An 18,438-nucleotide genomic window follows, 5' to 3' on the forward strand; every position below is an offset into this window, starting at 1 on the left:
TCTTTGTGTACTTTGCGTCCTTTGTGGTTCGTTCCTCATATAAGACGCGATTAATCGCGTCTCTACAAAACAAAATCCCAAATGGTATTAAACCATGAATTTTAAAATTCCTTTAGCATGGCTACAGCTAGCCCAGCAAAAAGTTCGATTTGTGGTAGCTGTAGCTGGGATTGCTTTCATTGTGCTGCTGACATTTATCCAACTAGGCTTTCAAGATGCACTTTATTCTAGTGCTACTGCACTGCATCAAAATCTCCGAGGCGATTTATTTTTAGTTAGTTCACAATATAAATCTTTGACCGCAACTCAAAGTTTTTCCCGGAGTCGTTTATACCAAACCTTGGGTTTTGATGGTGTAGAGTCAGTTAGCCCCATATATTTGCAATTTGCAAAATTAAAAAACCCAGCCACCGGAGAAAAATATTCCATATATGTGATTGGCTTTGACCCCGGAAAATCTGTATTCAATATACCCGAAGTTTCTCAAAATTTAGACAAACTCAAAATTCCTGATATTGTTCTTTTTGATCGAATTTCGCGACCAGAATTTGGTCCTATCGCTAACAATTTTGATACCGGAAATACAGAACAGACAATTGAAATATTTCCCTTTGATGCTCCCATTGGTTACAGAGTTAGAGTCGGTGGCTTATTCAGCTTAGGTCCTTCCTTTGGTGTAGATGGAAATTTAATTGTCAGTGATTCCACCTTTCTACGAATAAATCCGAATACTCGTCCAGCCGAAATGATTGATATCGGTGTCATCACCTTGAATGCTGGCGCAAATCCAGAGACAGTTTTGCAAAACTTAAAAGCAAGTTTACCGAATGATATCCAAATTTTTAGTCGTCAAGGCTTTATTGATTTTGAGAAAGAGTATTGGTCTGTGAGAACACCCATCGGGTTTATCCTTAACCTCATGCTGACTATGGCTTCTGTGGTTGGTGTCGTCATAGTTTATCAAATCCTTTACAGCAATATTGCTAATCAATTGATTGCCTATGCAACCTTAAAAGCTATTGGATATGCCAATGGATATCTATTAAATGTAATTTTTCAACAAGCTTTAATCCTGGCTTTATTAGGTTATATACCAGGGTTCATCTGTTCCATAGGCTTATATAGTTTTGCTATGGATGTGACCAAATTACCAATCATGATGACTGCTAATAATGCCATCATTGTTTTAGTCTCAGCAGTTTTGATGTGTATAACTTCCGGGTCACTGGCTATCAATAAACTCCGCTCCGCAGACCCGGCTGATATTTTCTAGTTATCCAATTTAGTTGTCAACAAGCATGAACAGCTAATACTTCTTATTCCACTCAAATCACCTAATTTACCCATCACCAAATCTCTATGAATCTCCAAAACAAAACTCTCTTGATTACTGACATTGAGGAATTTGTCGGTTTACGTGCAGCCGAATTAGCCATAGCGCAAGGAATGAAAGTTCGGGGACTACAAAGTTCTGCTGATGTAAATAAAACAGCGCAAAATTTGGGTATTGAGATCATGGTTGGTAGCATTACTGATGCTACTATTGCCCAAAAAGCTTGTCAGGGTGTAGATATTGTTTTACATACTGCTCAAATGGCTCAAGAAGCTGGCGCAATTAAAGAATTTCGGGCGGTAAATGTTGGCGGTACTGTCAATATGGCTAAAGCTGCTAAGAATGCTGGTGTCAAAACTTTTGTCCATCTTTCTAGTGTGATGGTCTACGGCTTTAATTATGCAGATGGCGTTACCGAATCTGGGACTCTTTCCGGTGACAATAATCCCTACTGTCAAACAAAAATAGAAGCTGAAACTGAACTTTTACCCCTAAATGCTCCCCCAGATTTTGGTGTGATTATTATTCGGGCTGGAGATGTTTATGGGCCAGGAAGTACTTCTTGGGTAGTTCGACCAATTTCGATGATGCGCCAAAAATTATTTGCTTATGCTAATGATGGTAAAGGCGTGATGAATCATGTCTATGTAGATAACTTGATTGATGCGGTTTTCCTAGCCATAGAAAAAGAAATCTATGGGGAAATTTTTAACATCACCGATGGTCAAGAAACTTCCTGGAAAGAGTATTTTCTACGTTTAGCAGCAATGGAAGGTTTAGCTGCGCCCATGTCTTTACCCAAAGATGAAATGAAGTTATTTCTCAAGCTGCGCGCCCAAGGACAAAAGCTTTTTCGCAAAAAAGCTGATATTTTGCCAGAGTCTGTCGATTTTATGAGTCGTCCTTATGCCTATTCCATTGCTAAGGCACAAAATTTGTTAGATTATAAACCAAAAATTGACTTAGAAGATGGTTTACGCCTAACACAAGAATGGCTCAAAAGTACTGAGATATAAACGGTAGTTAAGTAGTCTGAAGATTTTACTGAGCATTGTTTTATATGAGCAAAAATCCGCCGAAAGTTAGCATTGGATTACCTGTATACAATGGCGAAAAATTTATCAAAGCCGCCCTCGATTCACTGTTAGCTCAAACTTTTACAGATTTCGAGTTAATCATTTCAGATAATGCCTCAACAGATAATACTGAAGAAATTTGTCGAGCTTATGCGGCTCAAGACGAACGTATTCGTTATTACCGCAATAATAGTAATCTCGGTTGTTCGCGTAACTTCAATCGTGTGTTTGAATTGTCTGTGGGCGAATACTTTAAATGGGCAGCTTATGATGATTTACACGCTCCCGATTTTCTCATAAAATGTGTTGAAATACTTGACAATCACCCCACAGTAGTATTGTGCCATTCTCATGTATCTTTGATTGATGAAAATGGTGATTTTCTGCAAAACTATAATATTAAACTCAACACTGATTCACAAAAACCTCACAAGCGTTTTCACGAGTTGCTGACCAAGCATCTCTGCTATCAGTGTTATGGACTAATTCGCGCCAGCGCTCTCAGAAAAATACCACCGATGGGTAGTTATGGTACGGCGGATGGCATTTTATTGTTAAGAATTGGTTTACTGGGGCAGTTTTATGAAATTCCTGAATACCTGTTCTTTGCTAGAACCCATTCGCAACAATCATTGAGTATGTTTTTTCCCAATCATCATTTATTGACGAAGGATAAAACTGAACATAGTCAGAGCATTTTGCCGGATTTTTATGCCTATACGGTTTGGTTTGATTCAGCTAAAAAAGGAAAAATATTATTTCCACATTGGAGAATTCTTTGGGAATATATGCTTTCTGTATGGCTGTTTCCCCTGACTTTGCAGCAGCGTCTACGTTGCCATATCAGTATTTATCAGCAGTTGCACGGTACAGAATATCTGTTGCTTCAAGATTTATTTAAGGCGGCTCAAATTATTTGTCAACCTTGGCAATCTTATGTCAGAAAGAAAGAGCATATCATCCCTTAAAGGAATTGCTTTGACAGTTTATTTCCCAGTAAAATCATTTGTGGAAATTACCAAAAGATGTGGAAAATGAATCATTTTAGTCCTGTACTAATAGCTACTTTATTGAGCATTGGCTTTGCCGGAACAGTGAACGCCGAGCCTACTGTAAAACTTACAGTTGTAGTCAATGGTATTAACAACCAAAACGGGGAAATTTGCATGGGCATTTACTCCAGTTCTCAGGGGTTTCCTATGAGTACTGATGATGTCATAAAAAGCGCTTGTGTGCAGCCTAAAGGAAGTACTTTAACTCATGAATTCTCTGGCTTGAAGCCGGGAAATTATGCAGTGGCGATTGTCGATGATCAAAATGGCGATCGCCAATTGAATAAAGACTTTTTCGGCATACCCAAAGAAGGTTTCGGCATTTCTCGAAATCCCACTGTCTCCATCGTAACTGGGACACCAAAGTTTCATGATGCCAGTATTTTATTGCAGAAAAGTAGCAAAATCAACATTTTGATGAAATACTCCCTCGATTCATAAACGTAGGGATTAGGGACTTGGAAGAGGCAGAGGAGAAGAGGAAAGGGGGCAGAGGAGAAGAGGAAATGAAGTTAAGCAGAGTGAATAAATGCAAAATAGTTTCAAATTCCCCCCCGCTCCCTGCTCCCCTGCTTCTTCTAGGGATTGGGGATTAATCGCGACTCGCCATTACACAAGGCAAAATTTGCCAAAGAATACATATGAAAGAGTTGACGATATTCATTACTCAGTCTCTGCTGAGTTGGCTGGCTATTCAAATGTGTTTAGCGCTGGTTTTTCTGTTCTACGTGCGATCGCGCCCCCAAAATTTATTAGCCGATGAGCAGTTACCTAAAACGGCGGTGATTCTTTGTCTACGCGGAGCCGATCCCTATTTGCCTAACTGCTTGGAGGCGCTGTTAAATCAGAATTATCCAGAGTACGATTTAAAGCTGATTGTTGATAGTCAGGAAGATCCAGCTTGGCAAGTTGTCAGTGATACTATCAACGAACAAGGAGCCAGCAATGTCCAAGTCAGCCCTCTGAGAACGATACGACACAACTGTAGTCTCAAATGTAGTTCGCTGTTGCAAGCTGTGTCCGATTTAGATGAGTCCTACAAGGCGATCGCATTAGTTGATGCTGATACAATTGTTCATGCTAATTGGCTACGTGAATTAGTTAGTCCTCTGGTTGACCCGACAGTGGGGGCGACGACAGGTAACCGTTGGTTTGTACCCACAGATCACTATTGGGGTTCTTTGGTGCGGTACATCGGTAATGTCTCTACTGTTGTGCAAATGTACCTTTTCCGAGTTCCTTGGGGTGGGAGTTTGGCAATCAAAACAGACGTGCTACGCCAAACAGGGCTGCTAGATAAGTGGGGACAGGCTCTGGGCGAAGATTTTATGATCCACAAGATTCTTAAAGAACATGGAATGCGGGTGAAGCTTGTCCCTTCTCTGATTATGCTGAATCGGGAAGAGTGCGAAATGCTGGGCTTAATAGAATCTCTGAAGCGGCTCATATTCTATTCTCGACTTTACCATCCCAGTTGGTTAGCTATAGTTGGTGATGCGGTTTCTAGCATTTTCTTTCCTTGTCTGGCAATACTTCTGTTTCTGTTATCGTTGTTAGATACACAATGGGATTTAGCAGCTTTATTGTTTTCCACTTATTGCATCTATACTGTGGGATTACTCTTGGTAACGCTGATTTTAGAGTTAGGGGTAAGCCAAATTATTCGCTCTCATGGTCACCCAAGTACAAAATTATCAGTGGAAACAATCGGCAAAATATTAATTGCTATTCCCTTAACACAGTGGGTATATGGGTTAGCTTTGCTATCTTCTCTGTGGATGTCAACTGTGAAATGGCGCGGTATTGTTTATCGTGTGCAGAATGCCTGGAATGTCCGATTAGTTGAATACCATCCTTATGATTTGTTGGATCAACCTATCGATAGCAAAATTTCTCTTTGAGTTATATCTGGGGAGTAGGGAACGGGGAGTGGGTTAAAACCCAGAAGTGTCTAAGTTTGATTATCCGTTTATGTCTTAATCTCCTTGGCGGTTGCTATAAATTAAAAGTGCTGAATGACTGAGTGAAAAGACCACCACGCGACTTGTTCTAGTTCATCTCTCAAGGTCAATCACACAGCAAGAATTAAAGATGAATGACTTGGTAATATTCCTATGTAGATGTTTAACTATTAGCCTGGTTATTCAAGTATGTTTGATGCTGGTCTTTTTATGGCATCTCTGCTCAGACAAAATAAATCTTTTAGCAGATGAAGAGTTACCCAAAACGGCAGTGATTCTTTGCCTACGTGGTGCTGATCCGTTTTTGAGTGATTGTTTGCAGGCACTTTTGCATCAGAATTATCCAGAGTATGATTTAAAATTAGTCGTTGATCGTATGGAAGATCCAGCATGGACAATTGCGACTGATACTGTCCAGCAGCATGGCGCGACTAATGTGCAAATCAGTCCTTTGAGATTTATCCGCAAAAGTTGCAGTCTCAAATGTAGTTCTCTGATTCAAGCTGTGACACAGTTGGACGATTCCTATCAGGCGATCGCATTCGTAGATGCTGATACAATTGTTCATGCTAATTGGCTGCGTGAATTAGTCACTCCTTTAGCTGACCCCAATGTCGGCGCGACCACAGGGAACCGTTGGTTTGTACCTACAGGTAGCCATTGGGGTTCTATCGTCCGGTATCTGTGGAATGTCTCTGCGGTGGTGCAGATGTACTTATATGGCATTCCTTGGGGTGGGACTTTGGCAGTAAAAACAGAAGTTCTGCATCAAACAAGATTGCTGGATAAGTGGGGACAAGCTTTTTGTGAAGATACCATGATGCGGCGGATCTTGGGTAAACATAAAATGCAGATTAAATTTGTCCCTTCTTTGATCATGCTGAATCAGGAAGAGTGCAATTTATCCGGTTTAAAATCCTGGATGCAGCGTCAATTAATCTTTTCCCGACTTTATCACCCCCACTGGTTAACTCTAGTGGGAAACGCCATTTTCACAATCCTCTGTCCTACTTTTTTGAGTGTATTGTTTGTGGCAGCTTTGCTAACTGGACAATGGTACGCTGCGGCTATATCTCTTAGTTACTATAGCAGCTATGTGGTGGCATTACTATTGATTGTACTTTTTTTAGAGCAAAGAGTACAGCTAGTTATGCGCTCTGATCATCAACCCACTCCACAATTATCTGTTGCTATAATTTGCCAGATGTTAATGGGAATTCCCTTAACACAATGGGTTTATGGGTTCGTCTTCCTCTCTTCCCTCTGGATATCAAAAGTTAAGTGGCGCGGGATCACCTATAAATTCAAAAGCCCCTGGAAGATTCGGTTAGTTGAATATCGTCCTTATCAGTCTTTAGATCAACCTGCTGCGCCAAATATTTCTTTGAATTGATCATGCAATGCGCTTCAAAAGCATAAAGACACCATTTTTTCTGTCCTAAAATACACAAAAGCACTAAAATTATGAACAAGCAAAAGCTTCGTATTGCTCTGTTTACAGGATTGTATGCTCCTTTTTTAACAGGGGTTTCAATTGCAGTCCACCAAAGGGTTCGCTGGTTACTCGAACAAGGACATGAAGTTTTTCTGATCCATCCAGAAATTAACGATCAATATCCTAAAAATGTTAGCAATCGTCCTATGGCAGGACTGGAAGAATTACAGTGTTTCCCTAATTTTTCTGCTTATGCTTTCCCCACAAAGCCACTAATTTTTTACAAGTCTTTACCCCAACCATTACACTATCGCCATTGGAGTGATACTAAGTTATTAGAAAAGTTTAAACCCGATATTATAGTAGTAGAAGAAGCCCCGCAAATGCGAGGTTTCTATTCAATGTTCTTGCAAGGTTATGGTCGCCCCATTGGGGTTGAATATGCGAAGAAAACGGGGACTCCAATTATTTCTGTTTTCCACACTGATATTGTTGCCTACATTCAATACTATTTGGGTAATCAGATTTTCAATTTGATGCGTCCGATTATTCCTTTTTTAGTCAAGCAGTCCACTGAAGTCTATGATCGCAATTTATTTCCTTCTCAAGGACAACTCCTAAAGTACCAGCAGATGAATTGCCAACGGGGTGAATACGTTCCTTATCAAGGAATTGATTGTGAAAAATTTCACCCCCGAAATATTATCCACAACCCGATTCCCGAAGACAACAGACCAACTATCTTATTTGTGGGACGCATTACGGCGGAAAAAAATGTTACCCAACTTATCGATATGTTTCCGCTAATTGCTGCCAAAATTCCTGATGTTCATTTGGTAATTATTGGTAGTGGCCCCCTAGATGAAGAACTCCGTCGGCGCTCCCAAAAGTTTGAAGGTATTACTATATGGGGTGAGTCTCACGGTACAGAACTTTTAGGTTGGTTTGCTCGTGCAGATGTATTTGTCAACCCTTCTGCGACTGAAAATTTCTGCACGACAAATACCGAAGCGCTGGCTTCCGGTACTCCTTTGGTGGCTGTGGTTGCACCTTCAAGCTTTGAGCAAGTCTTTCCTGGTCAAAACGGCTTGTTAGCTGAAGCGAATAATCCCCAGGATTTTGCGGATCAGGTGGTGGCAATTTTGGCAAATTCTCAACTGAAAGCAGAAATGACTGAACAGGCTCGTCCTTCTATACTTAAATATGATTGGTCGGCGTGTACACAAAAGTTTGAAGATAAGCTTTATGAGATAGTTGACGCTGTGAAGAAACTAGAGCGAACAACTGTGTAAAGCCGGAATTCCACCCTGTAAAAGCTATGCTTTGTCTTCCCTCCCCGCAAGCGAGGAGGGATTTAATCAGCTGAGTAGAAAAACCGTCCCTGAGCTAAAGAAAATATAGAATGGTGGGTTACGCTGCGCTAACCCACCCTACGGCTAAAGTTTAGCTGGCGAGGCTTTCTCTATCTGCTCAGTAAAATATGTTTCTTCATGTTTAAGTTGTTGAGCTAGTTCTAATCCTTTTTGAAAGGCTGCGAGTGCTTGGGGATAGTCTTGACGCTCTAGATACAATTGCCCAATTTGGTCGTAAGCTTGCATCATGCCATAATAGTTGATGGCTTTCTCTTGTGTCTCTATGAGAATTTGGCTAGTTTGCAAGGCTTCATCTATTTGTCCTTGGCTACGATAGAGGGGAACTAACTTTTGCAAGGCTTCACCAGCACGAGCATACTGGCGCGATCGCACAGCCATGAGATAAGCTTCTTGATAGTTGTTAAATGCTTCCGTGAGTATACTAGGATTTTCCTGTGCCAGGGATTCATAATTTACACCAATGGCTAGTTTCAATTCTGGTATTTTCGTGAGATTATTTTCCTGTTCGTAGATTTCTGCTAGTCTTTTGAGCGTATCCACTGCGGCTTGGGGTTGTTTTGTCTGCTGGTAGATATAACGTAGTTGTTGCAGGTATGCTAACTCATTAGTGCGATCGCTTTGGGTAGCAGTTAAATTTAATAATCTCTCATAGGTGGCGGCTGCTTGGGGATAATCAAACCAACTCAAATGCAGTTCGCCCATTGTTGTCAGGATTTCCAGCACTGCGACGGCATCTTGTTTTTGTTCTACTGCTGTTAAAATTTGCTGATAAACTGCTAAAGCCAGTTGAGGCGATCGCAATTTTTGGTATGCTTCACCAAGCGATCGCATTAATTCTAAATCCACAATTTTTTGTTTTTGTGCTGACTTTTGCAGAGTTTGCAATCGTTGTGTAATATATCTTACCTGCTCACCGGCATTTTCTTTCCAGGCGATCGCCCCAAAGCGCGATAATGCTTCTACTTCCGCCAATGTACCCAAATACCGCCGCAAGCGTACTTCCCGGTTCCAAATCTCAAAAGCAGCTTCCTGATCTCCTGCTTGCAATTTGGCTGTAGCTTCCTGATTCAACTCATCCAACGCCCGCTGCAAACTTTGCTGTTGTGGGAGAGTTAACGGCTGTTTATTAATTCCAGGCGGTAACAGTGGATCAGGTGTGGTAATTTCCAGGGGATTAGGCGCAAATTTATCCGGCTGTTGCGGCTTTTTAGTCTCTGCCAGGGTTAACGAACCATTAAACTGACAAAGGATAGCGACACTAATAGTAATACATAAGCGTCTGAGCATGGGTACTTTACCTAAGATGGGAATAGAGCATAGGGTATGACCACCATACCCAAAGATTTTAACTGCCAACTTGTTAGACGCATCAAAAATCAATAATTCTCCCCAATTCCCTACTCCCTACTCCCCACTCCCCATTCCCTATACAATAAATCCAGAGAATTTTAACATCTGTAATCACTAATTCTATGGATATTACAACCTTAGCTCGCTGGATGGCGGCAGATTTTAGTAATCAAGCACAAGCTTATGAAAACCCACCTTTTTTTGCTCATATTCGCGTGTGTATGCGTCCTCTACCTGTAGAGGTGTTATCAGGGGTGAGTTTGTTTGTGGAACAAGCTTATGATTATCAGCTGAATGACCCTTATCGCGTGCGGGTTTTGGAATTGCTCAATGCAGGCGATCGCATCGAAATTGTCAACTACACTGTTAAGCAAGAAGAACAGTTTTATGGCGCATCCCGTGACCTTCCACGGCTGAAAACTTTAACGAGCGATCACTTAGAAAAGTTACCAGGATGTAACATGACTGTAGAGTGGGCTGGTAACAGCTTCAAAGGCAAAGTGGAACCTGGTAAAGGTTGTATCGTATTTCGTAAAGGGCAAAATACCTATTTAGATAGTGAATTTGAGATTAGTGAGGAGAGATTTATCAGCCTGGACAGAGGACGTGATTTAGAAACCAATGAACATATTTGGGGGTCTGTCGCTGGTCCATTTCACTTTGTGCGGTGGAAGAGTTTTGCTGATGAAGTAATATAGCGCCGCAAGGCGGAAGTCAAAAGTCAAAAAAGTTGATTATCCTATAGGCTTTTGATTGATTTCCCACGGTGGTGCTACTTACGCCGAACTGTAATAGATAATTTAGGATACTTTAGCGGCTATCTCCAATGGCTGGAAATAAGGAACTCGTTCAACGGAAGTTTCCCACATTCCATTGGGGTATAGCTTCAACAACCGAAAACCGGGGTATTGATGATCAATCATCAAAGTTGGAGTTTTTGAGCGAAACTGAAGCCCAGTTGACGGGGTACTGAGGTAGTTAACTTGATGACGCTGGCGTTGAAATTCCTGATGGATGTGACCAAACAAAACTAACTTAACTTGGGGATGGCGATCGAGAACTGCAAAAAATTCTTGGGGATTTTTCAGAGTACTGCTATCTAACCACGCCGAATTTACGGGAAAAGGCGGATGATGTAGGGCGACTAAAGTCGGATAATCACCCAGGATTTTTAATTCAGAGTCTAGCCAATCAAGAGTTTTACCGGAAAGATAACCATGCAAACAACCAGGAACGGAAGAATCGAGTAAGATAAAATTCCAACCACCACGCTGAAAAGACTTACGCCGGGAAAGCATCCCCATATGTAAGATGTCATCCATTGCGATCGCACAGTCATGATTCCCAGGTAACCAGTAAGCAGGTATTTGTAGCGGATTCACCAGGTTTTGGAGATTGTCATAGGAATCAGGCTTACCATCACCAGACAAATCACCCGTTAACAGTAGTAAATCAACTTCACTCCTTAGCTCCTTTAACCTTTCTACAACAGCCTGGAAAGACTGTATAGTAGGCATTCCCAGCATTTCGTGATTTTCCGAAGCAAACAGATGTGTATCTGTTACCTGAGCGATTGAAATGGGAGATACTTGTTTTTTTTTCATGGATTGCGATATGTGCAACTTAATATCTGATTGATTTTCGGGAAAGTAGCCAACCAAGTTCATACTAATTTTGATGTCATCATAAAGCTAAAAACCATAAATAAACATTCAATTTCCCAAAAGTTACGAATTTTCATCCATCTTAAGAGTGAAATTGTATTTTTATTTGTATTTTACGTCACGCATCTTGGGCAAAAATTCATCAATTCCTCACACTATCCCCACAAATCTTCATTCAAGGTTGCCATCTCCTGGGATGTTAAAAAGCTAATAACTACTAAATTTGCTGAGGTTAGGCAAAATTTCCTCAGACGTAGGGCGTAAATTTAGAGAAAAGATGCTATGATAAGGAATCGTGAGAGCAATCGCGGCGACATAGCCAAGTGGTAAGGCAGAGGTCTGCAAAACCTCCATCCGGCGGTTCAAATCCGCCTGTCGCCTTTAATAAAATATAAAGATTACAGGGCTTTGAAGCCCTTTTTTATTGGCAATGAAAGGGCGTGTTTTTACAGTCTGCAAAGATTTTTGGATTAATTTTGGGTAGTTGGGAGAAACTTCTGGGGTAAAATGTAAGGCAGAGGTTTTTACCCCAATATAACTTTCTGGGGTAAAACTGGGGTAAAGTTAAATCAAGGTCTTTACCCCAATCAATTAACCTGATGCAGCCTAATAAAAAATCTCAACGTATTGCTAGTCGGGGTTCTGTACAGATCAAGAACTCTAACGGTAGACTCCAATTAGTTTTTTCCCATCCAGTTATTACTCCAGATGGAGAGGTTAAAACCAAGCGTTTCTACCTTTCAACAAGGCACGAAGATACACCTTTTGGAAAATATCAGGCATCGACTTTGGCAGCAAAAATCCAGAGGGATATTGATTGTGGTGAATTTGATGCCAGTTTAGTAAAGTACAAGCCAGCAGCATCATTAAGTACTGTTACCCCAATTACCCCAAAAATTCCTTCAGCTACCCCCCAACTTGACCTGGGAGAATTGTGGGAAAAATACGCTGAGTTTAAAAAACCACAGGTTAGTCCTTCAACTTACGCTGTTGATTATCGAAAGTATCGTAATCATATCGCCAACTTACCAACGAAAACTTTGGATGATGCGATCGCGATTCGAGACTATTTAATTGCTAATCTCAGTGCTAACGCAGCTAAACGTACTTTGACAAATATAAATGCTTGTTGTGATTGGGCGCTTCAGAGTCAGCAGATAAAATCAAATCCCTTCCAGGGTATGGCAAAAGATATTCAGATGCCAAAGTCAGAATCGGCAGAATCTGAAATCAATCCATTTACTAAGGAAGAAAGGGACATCATCATTCAAGCATTTGAGGAGAGTAAATTTTACACTTACTATGCTCCTTTAGTAAAATTCTTATTCTTCACTGGGTGCAGACCATCAGAAGCGATCGCTCTACAATGGAAGCATATTAGCGATAAATATATTACATTCGAGCAAGCAATTACCATCAGTAGTAAAGGACTAGCGCTCAAAAATGGATTGAAAACCCAAAGCCAAAGACGTTTTCCGATTAATCATCAGCAACGTGAAATTTTAGACTCAATTAAGCCTGAGAACTGTAACCCAGATGATTTTATCTTTAGAAGCAAGAAAGGCGGCATAGTAGACTTTGGCGATTTTCTCAATCATGCCTGGAAAGGCTACAAAAATCATCGTGGTACACATATAGATGGAATCGTAACTCAACTTGTAAAACAGGGTGTAATCAGCGAGTATCGCAAACCTTACCAATGCAGACACACTTTTATTACTCTTTGTCTGGAAGCTGATATTGATGCCAAGGATGTAGGGAGGTGGGTTGGTAACTCTCCAGAAATTATTTACAGGCATTACGCAGGTAATAAACGTAACCTACAAGTGCCAGAATTATAAATTTGTTGAATTACAAGATAGGCGATCGCCTACTCAGGATTTGTGTAAAATTATTCATGAGCAGGTAAAATATACAAGCCTACCCCAGCATCAGCATTAGGTAAAATATCACGGCTACTTTTAACATTGTGACTTTCGCATAAAGCCGCAAACGATTGTAAACTGTCTAACCTGGCTGAAAGTTCGCTGAGAGTATCTAAATATTCAGCCACAGCAATTTGACGATATGTCCAGGCTTCATCCCACTGGGAGCTATAAGACATTTCAAACTCTACATCAACATTGGTTTTCTGCCAACGAATTTGCTCAGGTGATAACGTGCGATCGCGTGGAGAAATTTCGGTAATTCTTTCTACTCTTTCTGGGGTGATATAATCGTGAAAACGAGAGTTAGTAAACCGATAAGCTGTAGATAAATGAGATTTTTCATGACTAATTAACTCATTACCCCATCTTTGCGCTATTTGTTTAAACTTCGGCACTTCTACAGCCAGTAATTCTTTAGCTTCTTGATGTTTACCAATCTCTAAAAGCAAATTTGCTTCCGTTGCAGTAGCTACAGCCCAACCTTGAATAGAAACATCAGTATTCAGCATTAATTCAGCATCTAATGCTGGGGTAACTTGTAAGGCTTGGTTGGCTAAAAATAAACGCACTCTAGAAGCAACTTTGAGAGATTCTCTAGGTGATTCATTGGGAAAGCGAGAGCGGTCTTGTAGTTCAGCATTTAAAGCAGCAATCTCTTTAATTAACATTGCTTGATGCAGATGAGAAATTGCTTTAGCGAGGCTTTGTTGTTTCTCTCGGCTATCTTCTACTAATAGGTAAATATAAGCCAGTTGTCCAGAGATATTATCTAAACGTTTATTAACATGATTTAAACTATTTTCAACTTGCTTAAAGCCCCTCATCATACCATTTTCTAGATGATTTAAGCCCGTTTCAATTCGGTTAAAGCCTCCTTCCATAAACTCTTGAAGATAACCTAATTGCTTTTGAACTTGGTGCAGTTTATAACCCATATAGGCAAAACCAGCAATGCTGACACCCAGATTTAAAACGCTTGCACCCGCAGCTATTTGACTTAATCCCATAACTGAGGATAACGTGTTTTCAATCCCTATTAATTTATGATAAGTCAACCCATGACCAATAATATCAGCCCCACCAAATATGGGAGAAAATCCAAAATCTATTAATTTTCTAGTCAATTCAGGTGTTTCTGCTAAATGGCGAACAATTTGACCTGCATTCTCTGTACCAGCAGCCCAACGAATAACACTACCATAGCGTTGCATTGAGCCATTTAATAAACCGTTGATAATTTCGGGACTGTTAGCTAGAAGAGTGGTATCAATTAACATTTTTATAATCTCGTTTAGCAGTTATAAACTTCAAAATTCCCGTATGCTTCCATTTGTAGTCTGGGTGATACAGTAAAACTAATGTATGAATTAGCTAAATCACGAAAAGCATCAAATCTATCAACTTGATTAATATTTTCTTTGAACCTCTCATCTAGTCTTTTCATCTCAAAATACACTAAGTGAATATCATATTCTGACTCTTCTCTTGTGCTTACTAAATAATTATTTATCTCTGTCTTACCTTGATTAAATTCACTTTCAGAGCCAAGCCATAAATAGTTGGTAATTTTATACAGTCTTTCTCCATCACTTAAGTCAAGGCGTGATTTAGTTTGTAATGTTTCCAGAAATTTCGCTTCTGAGGCGGAAACAACTAAAACCAAAAAATATTTATTAATTGTTTTATTTACAGTAAGAGATGGAATAGTGGGAGGATTTTCATTTTGTTTTGGCTCTACTCTAAGACTTAGTTGTTGTACTTGATTTTGTCCGCTATTTAGGATATGAATCCAGTAACCTACTGCTGTAACGACAAAAGCACCAATTACAATAATTTCCATTGGTTCACTCCTAACATTTGGTTCACTCCTAACATTTATTTTATTTAAAATGGATGCAACTAAATTATGTAATTTACTTGTTGGATAAGTTATTTTTACGTTTCCTCTCCAGTCTTTTTCTTCTCTCTTTTCAGTTTTCCACAAACTATATAAATAATCTATCAAGCTTGTAAATCCATAAGATTGATATTCTCTAATAATATAGTTTTTGATATTATCATGCAAATTTAGTTTATCACACCAAACACTGACAGATGCTAATAAATAATCATTAACATAGCGACAATTTTGGCATTCAATCTGAGTTTTATCTCTGACTTCTTGCAATATTTTTACAAACATATTCAAATTAAATTTTCTCCACATACATAATTTTAATTGGGAGCATTACACCACCAAACAACTAAATAAAAGCAGAATTAAGATTCACTAAATTCTTTTTCTAATCTTTGGCAAATTGATGTTAAATAATCTTTTTCATGTTCAAAATCATGCCAAAATTCTTGTTCTTGCTGAAAATTATCCTCAATAATCCTTAATTGCTTGTCTAAAGACCTTTCAGCCAGATAAGTAATATCATTAACTGAATCTTCAAATAGCGTTTTTACATATTCTAAACGCTTGGTAATCCAATTAAGTAAAACATCCCACAAACTTTCTTTTCCCTTGTCTACTCCACTTAACCATTGTTTTGCCATTAAGTCTGGGGATGGAAGAAAAAGTTCAACATATTCAACATCTGCGGTTATATCACGAGTTACAGATTCTTTATATTTGCGTGTTATTGGTCTGGTTTTTGTTCTAGTTTTAGTGCTTTGAAAACAAGAACCACTTTGATAAGATTCGGTATAAGTTTCCTGTTCTGTTTTTGTGCGTGTTACCTCCTCAGTTTTTTGTCCAACAACTTCTGTTTTTTTAGAGCGATTTTGCTTAATATCATCTGAGATTTCAAAAAATTTATCTGGTAGAGTTGGTAAAGTTTGAGCTAACTTTTTGTGTAAATCACTGATTACTGCTTTTTCAAAATCAATGAAAGAATCAACACTACCTTCAGATAAACAAATTTTTAGTCTCGCAACTTGTGCCTTAACTAATGATTCTAGAGCCTCTTCAAAAGCCAAGGCTTTTCCTTGAAGAAAAAACTCGGCTCTAGCTGATATAGCTTGTCTCATCGTGTGATACAGAAGACGAACATGGCGTTCATCGTGTTCAAGCTCCTTTGTACCTTTTTCATCATCAGCCCGTACACGCTTAACTAAATATTCTGATTCTTGAGAAAATTGGCTAATTCTTCGGCTCACATTATCATAGGTTTTAGCAACATCATCAGCTAAAGCAGGTGATATGACTTCTCTTAATTTATCTCTTAAATCAAAAGCGCCTTGATTTTGAGCAAAAGAATCACGCACTGGACTAATTAGAACAGCATTTAAATCTTTTTCTACCTGATTAACAGCATAAAAAATCCGAGCAAAACCATCACGTCCTTTTTTTTGAGCATTTTTTTTAATTTGAATTTGAGTTTTAGGGTCATTTTTTTTCAATCCTCCTATCAATTGTCCAACTTCGGATTGAAACTCTCTAGCTATTTGGTTCATATTTTTATGTAAAATATGACGAATTTTAGCAAGTCGCTCCCTTTCTTCACTAACTTGTTCTTGATTATAAATCTTTCTTGTTTGAATCAAGATATCCAAAAACTCTGATAAAGCAGAGTAATTATCAAATACGTCTATTAATGCAGGAAGTATTACCAATTCAGCAAAGGAATCTTCCACCCGAAACCGAAACCGTTCCCAAAGTTCTCTACCACCACTCCATTCTAAAGAATAGCGGATAATTTTACGCATGGTTTCATCATCAACAAAATTATTATCTTCAACATAATCTTCAACATCACGAAACCATTGTTTTAATTCCCGGTTTTCTTTGGTGTTTAAACGAATTACTCCAGCGCAGTCTTGAAACATTGCTTTTAAACATCTTGACCTTACCTGTGGTTCTACTATTGAAGGTTCATTAAAAGCACCTGCACCCCAAGCACATTGAGCATAATATAAAAGACGAGCATTAAAAGGTAGAACATCAGGAGGTTCGGGAAGTGATAAAACTTCTTGAATTTCTGTTTTTAGTTGATTAATTCGTACTTATAGAGGAAAATCATCTGCACCTCGGTGGTCTACCCGGTTTAAAATAAAAATCATTGAGTCTGTGCGACCCTGTAAATATTCAACAACTTTTTTTAATTCTTCTAATAAGCGTTTTCTGTGGTCATCATCCACTTGCATATAGTCCAAAGCCACTAAACTAAAGGCTTTATTCACTTGCTGTTGAATAGTTGCTAAATTAGTCCGGTCTTGAATTGATTTCAAACCTGGTAAATCAATTAATTCTATTCCTATACTTGCCGGTAAACCTAACAAAGAAGGATCACAAGCAGGTAAAAGCGGAACATAAGCTGTTATTTGTGGTGCAACATACTCACGCTTTTTACGCGCATGGTGATAGGAGTGCATGACTGTACTGATGCGCTGGTATAAATCTTCATCAGTTAACCCTGTCCATTCTCCAGTCTCCCAAGCAGCATCCTCTGTTTCTGCAATGACTAATTTCTGTGCGAGTGAATGTTTGAGGGTAAGAACACCACCACTCATTTCGCCGTTTTCAATTGGTGCAATTTTACGACCAATTAGAGCATTAACTATAGTTGATTTTCCAGAAGAGGTTGTCCCAATAGTTGCAATGCGGAAACTAGGATTTTCTAATCGTTGGACTGCTTCTTGATAAGCAGTTAAAAATCCTGCTAAACAAGATTTAATCCCTGGATCTTCAGCAATATCAGGAGACGAGTTAACTAACTTAGAAACGGAATTACCTAACTCATTTAAAAGCTTACGGGTGTTGTTTAACCTAGAATCAATATCGATTTGCATTTTTACTTTACTATTTATCAGTTTTTATGTACAAGGTGCTGAACAATAAACTACTTTTTTGTTAGTATAAATTCTAACGAATTGATACTACTTTTATTAACCAGTTTTGTTCGTTATGTATCGTCGTCTGTGGCGGTTGTAATACTACTCAGTAGTTTAGTATTAAAGTTTTTACCGTAAAAATACAAAATATCGTTTAATTTTACGCATGAATCTATATAAATTAAATTAGTGTTATTCCTTAATAAATGACAATATCAATTATTTATACTTATGTAATATTACTGAAGTTGATATCCCTGGCTCATAGCCTGCTCACTATAAAATACTCATGTACCGGAAAATTGCTGTAATTTCTTACTCTCTCTGCGTCTCTGCGCCTCTGCGTGAGGTAATTCATACTTGTAATCAGCAACGCATAATATATTGTGTGCGGTGTTCTGGCGAGTGATTTTAATTTTTAGTTTGCTGTGTAACGTCGGGTTAATCTATT

Annotated in this window: 15 protein-coding genes and 1 tRNA gene; 10 read left to right on the forward strand and 6 right to left on the reverse strand. The window is 39.0% G+C overall.

Annotated features, from left to right (window positions below; genetic code table 11):
* Positions 1 to 94 precede the first annotated feature (94 nt).
* The 7 genes from devC (at position 95) to AACX33_RS10435 (ending at position 8,149) form a co-directional block, all read left to right on the forward strand.
* The gene (gene devC, locus AACX33_RS10405; RefSeq protein WP_194003318.1) at positions 95 to 1,273 is read left to right on the forward strand and encodes an ABC transporter permease DevC; all 1,179 of its coding nucleotides are present in this window, start codon (positions 95 to 97) and stop codon (positions 1,271 to 1,273) included.
* Positions 1,274 to 1,359: 86 nt separating this feature from the next.
* Positions 1,360 to 2,349 (forward strand): NAD-dependent epimerase/dehydratase family protein, encoded by a 990-nt coding sequence (locus tag AACX33_RS10410; RefSeq protein ID WP_194003316.1) that lies wholly within the window; start codon positions 1,360 to 1,362, stop codon positions 2,347 to 2,349.
* Positions 2,350 to 2,393: 44 nt separating this feature from the next.
* A complete protein-coding gene (locus tag AACX33_RS10415; protein ID WP_194003314.1) occupies positions 2,394 to 3,377 on the forward strand; it encodes a glycosyltransferase family 2 protein in 984 nt (327 codons plus the stop codon).
* Between the two features lie 57 nt (positions 3,378 to 3,434).
* The gene (locus tag AACX33_RS10420) at positions 3,435 to 3,902 is read left to right on the forward strand and encodes a DUF2141 domain-containing protein (protein ID WP_194003312.1); all 468 of its coding nucleotides are present in this window, start codon (positions 3,435 to 3,437) and stop codon (positions 3,900 to 3,902) included.
* A 200-nt stretch (positions 3,903 to 4,102) separates the two neighbouring features.
* Positions 4,103 to 5,362, forward strand: a complete 1,260-nt coding sequence (locus tag AACX33_RS10425; RefSeq protein WP_194003310.1) for a glycosyltransferase — start codon at positions 4,103 to 4,105, stop codon at positions 5,360 to 5,362.
* A gap of 190 nt (positions 5,363 to 5,552) precedes the next feature.
* Positions 5,553 to 6,815 (forward strand): glycosyltransferase, encoded by a 1,263-nt coding sequence (locus AACX33_RS10430; protein ID WP_194003308.1) that lies wholly within the window; start codon positions 5,553 to 5,555, stop codon positions 6,813 to 6,815.
* Between the two features lie 71 nt (positions 6,816 to 6,886).
* Complete coding sequence (locus AACX33_RS10435; protein ID WP_194003306.1) at positions 6,887 to 8,149, forward strand: glycosyltransferase; 1,263 nt, start codon at positions 6,887 to 6,889, stop codon at positions 8,147 to 8,149.
* Positions 8,150 to 8,293: 144 nt separating this feature from the next.
* On the opposite strand, the gene AACX33_RS10440 is transcribed toward AACX33_RS10435, so the two are convergent.
* On the reverse strand, positions 8,294 to 9,517 hold the full coding sequence (locus AACX33_RS10440) for a tetratricopeptide repeat protein (RefSeq protein WP_194003304.1): 1,224 nt from the start codon (positions 9,515 to 9,517) through the stop codon (positions 8,294 to 8,296).
* Positions 9,518 to 9,690: 173 nt separating this feature from the next.
* Between AACX33_RS10440 and AACX33_RS10445 the strand changes: the two genes are divergently transcribed.
* Complete coding sequence (locus AACX33_RS10445) at positions 9,691 to 10,278, forward strand: CpcT/CpeT family chromophore lyase (protein ID WP_194003361.1); 588 nt, start codon at positions 9,691 to 9,693, stop codon at positions 10,276 to 10,278.
* Positions 10,279 to 10,380: 102 nt separating this feature from the next.
* Here the strand turns inward: AACX33_RS10445 and cpdA are convergent, their stop codons facing one another.
* Complete coding sequence (cpdA, locus tag AACX33_RS10450) at positions 10,381 to 11,184, reverse strand: 3',5'-cyclic-AMP phosphodiesterase (RefSeq protein ID WP_194003302.1); 804 nt, start codon at positions 11,182 to 11,184, stop codon at positions 10,381 to 10,383.
* A 369-nt stretch (positions 11,185 to 11,553) separates the two neighbouring features.
* Here cpdA and AACX33_RS10455 point away from each other — a divergent pair.
* Both AACX33_RS10455 and AACX33_RS10460 read left to right on the forward strand, forming a co-directional pair.
* A tRNA-Cys gene (locus tag AACX33_RS10455) sits at positions 11,554 to 11,625 on the forward strand.
* 218 nt (positions 11,626 to 11,843) lie between these two features.
* Positions 11,844 to 13,085, forward strand: coding sequence for a site-specific integrase (locus AACX33_RS10460; protein ID WP_194003300.1), 1,242 nt, complete (start codon positions 11,844 to 11,846; stop codon positions 13,083 to 13,085).
* Between the two features lie 50 nt (positions 13,086 to 13,135).
* Here AACX33_RS10460 and AACX33_RS10465 read toward each other — a convergent pair whose 3' ends face one another.
* The 4 genes from AACX33_RS10465 to AACX33_RS10480 form a co-directional block, all read right to left on the reverse strand.
* Positions 13,136 to 14,449: a hypothetical protein gene (locus AACX33_RS10465; RefSeq protein ID WP_194003298.1), complete on the reverse strand. Its 1,314-nt coding sequence runs from the start codon at positions 14,447 to 14,449 to the stop codon at positions 13,136 to 13,138.
* Positions 14,450 to 14,463: 14 nt separating this feature from the next.
* Positions 14,464 to 15,354, reverse strand: coding sequence for a hypothetical protein (locus AACX33_RS10470; protein WP_194003296.1), 891 nt, complete (start codon positions 15,352 to 15,354; stop codon positions 14,464 to 14,466).
* Between the two features lie 77 nt (positions 15,355 to 15,431).
* Positions 15,432 to 16,982 (reverse strand): hypothetical protein, encoded by a 1,551-nt coding sequence (locus tag AACX33_RS10475; RefSeq protein ID WP_227789008.1) that lies wholly within the window; start codon positions 16,980 to 16,982, stop codon positions 15,432 to 15,434.
* 177 nt (positions 16,983 to 17,159) lie between these two features.
* Positions 17,160 to 17,945, reverse strand: coding sequence for a dynamin family protein (locus AACX33_RS10480; protein WP_227789009.1), 786 nt, complete (start codon positions 17,943 to 17,945; stop codon positions 17,160 to 17,162).
* Positions 17,946 to 18,438 lie beyond the last annotated feature (493 nt).

The organism is Nodularia sp. LEGE 04288, from assembly GCF_963896525.1.
Lineage (GTDB): Bacteria > Cyanobacteriota > Cyanobacteriia > Cyanobacteriales > Nostocaceae > Nodularia.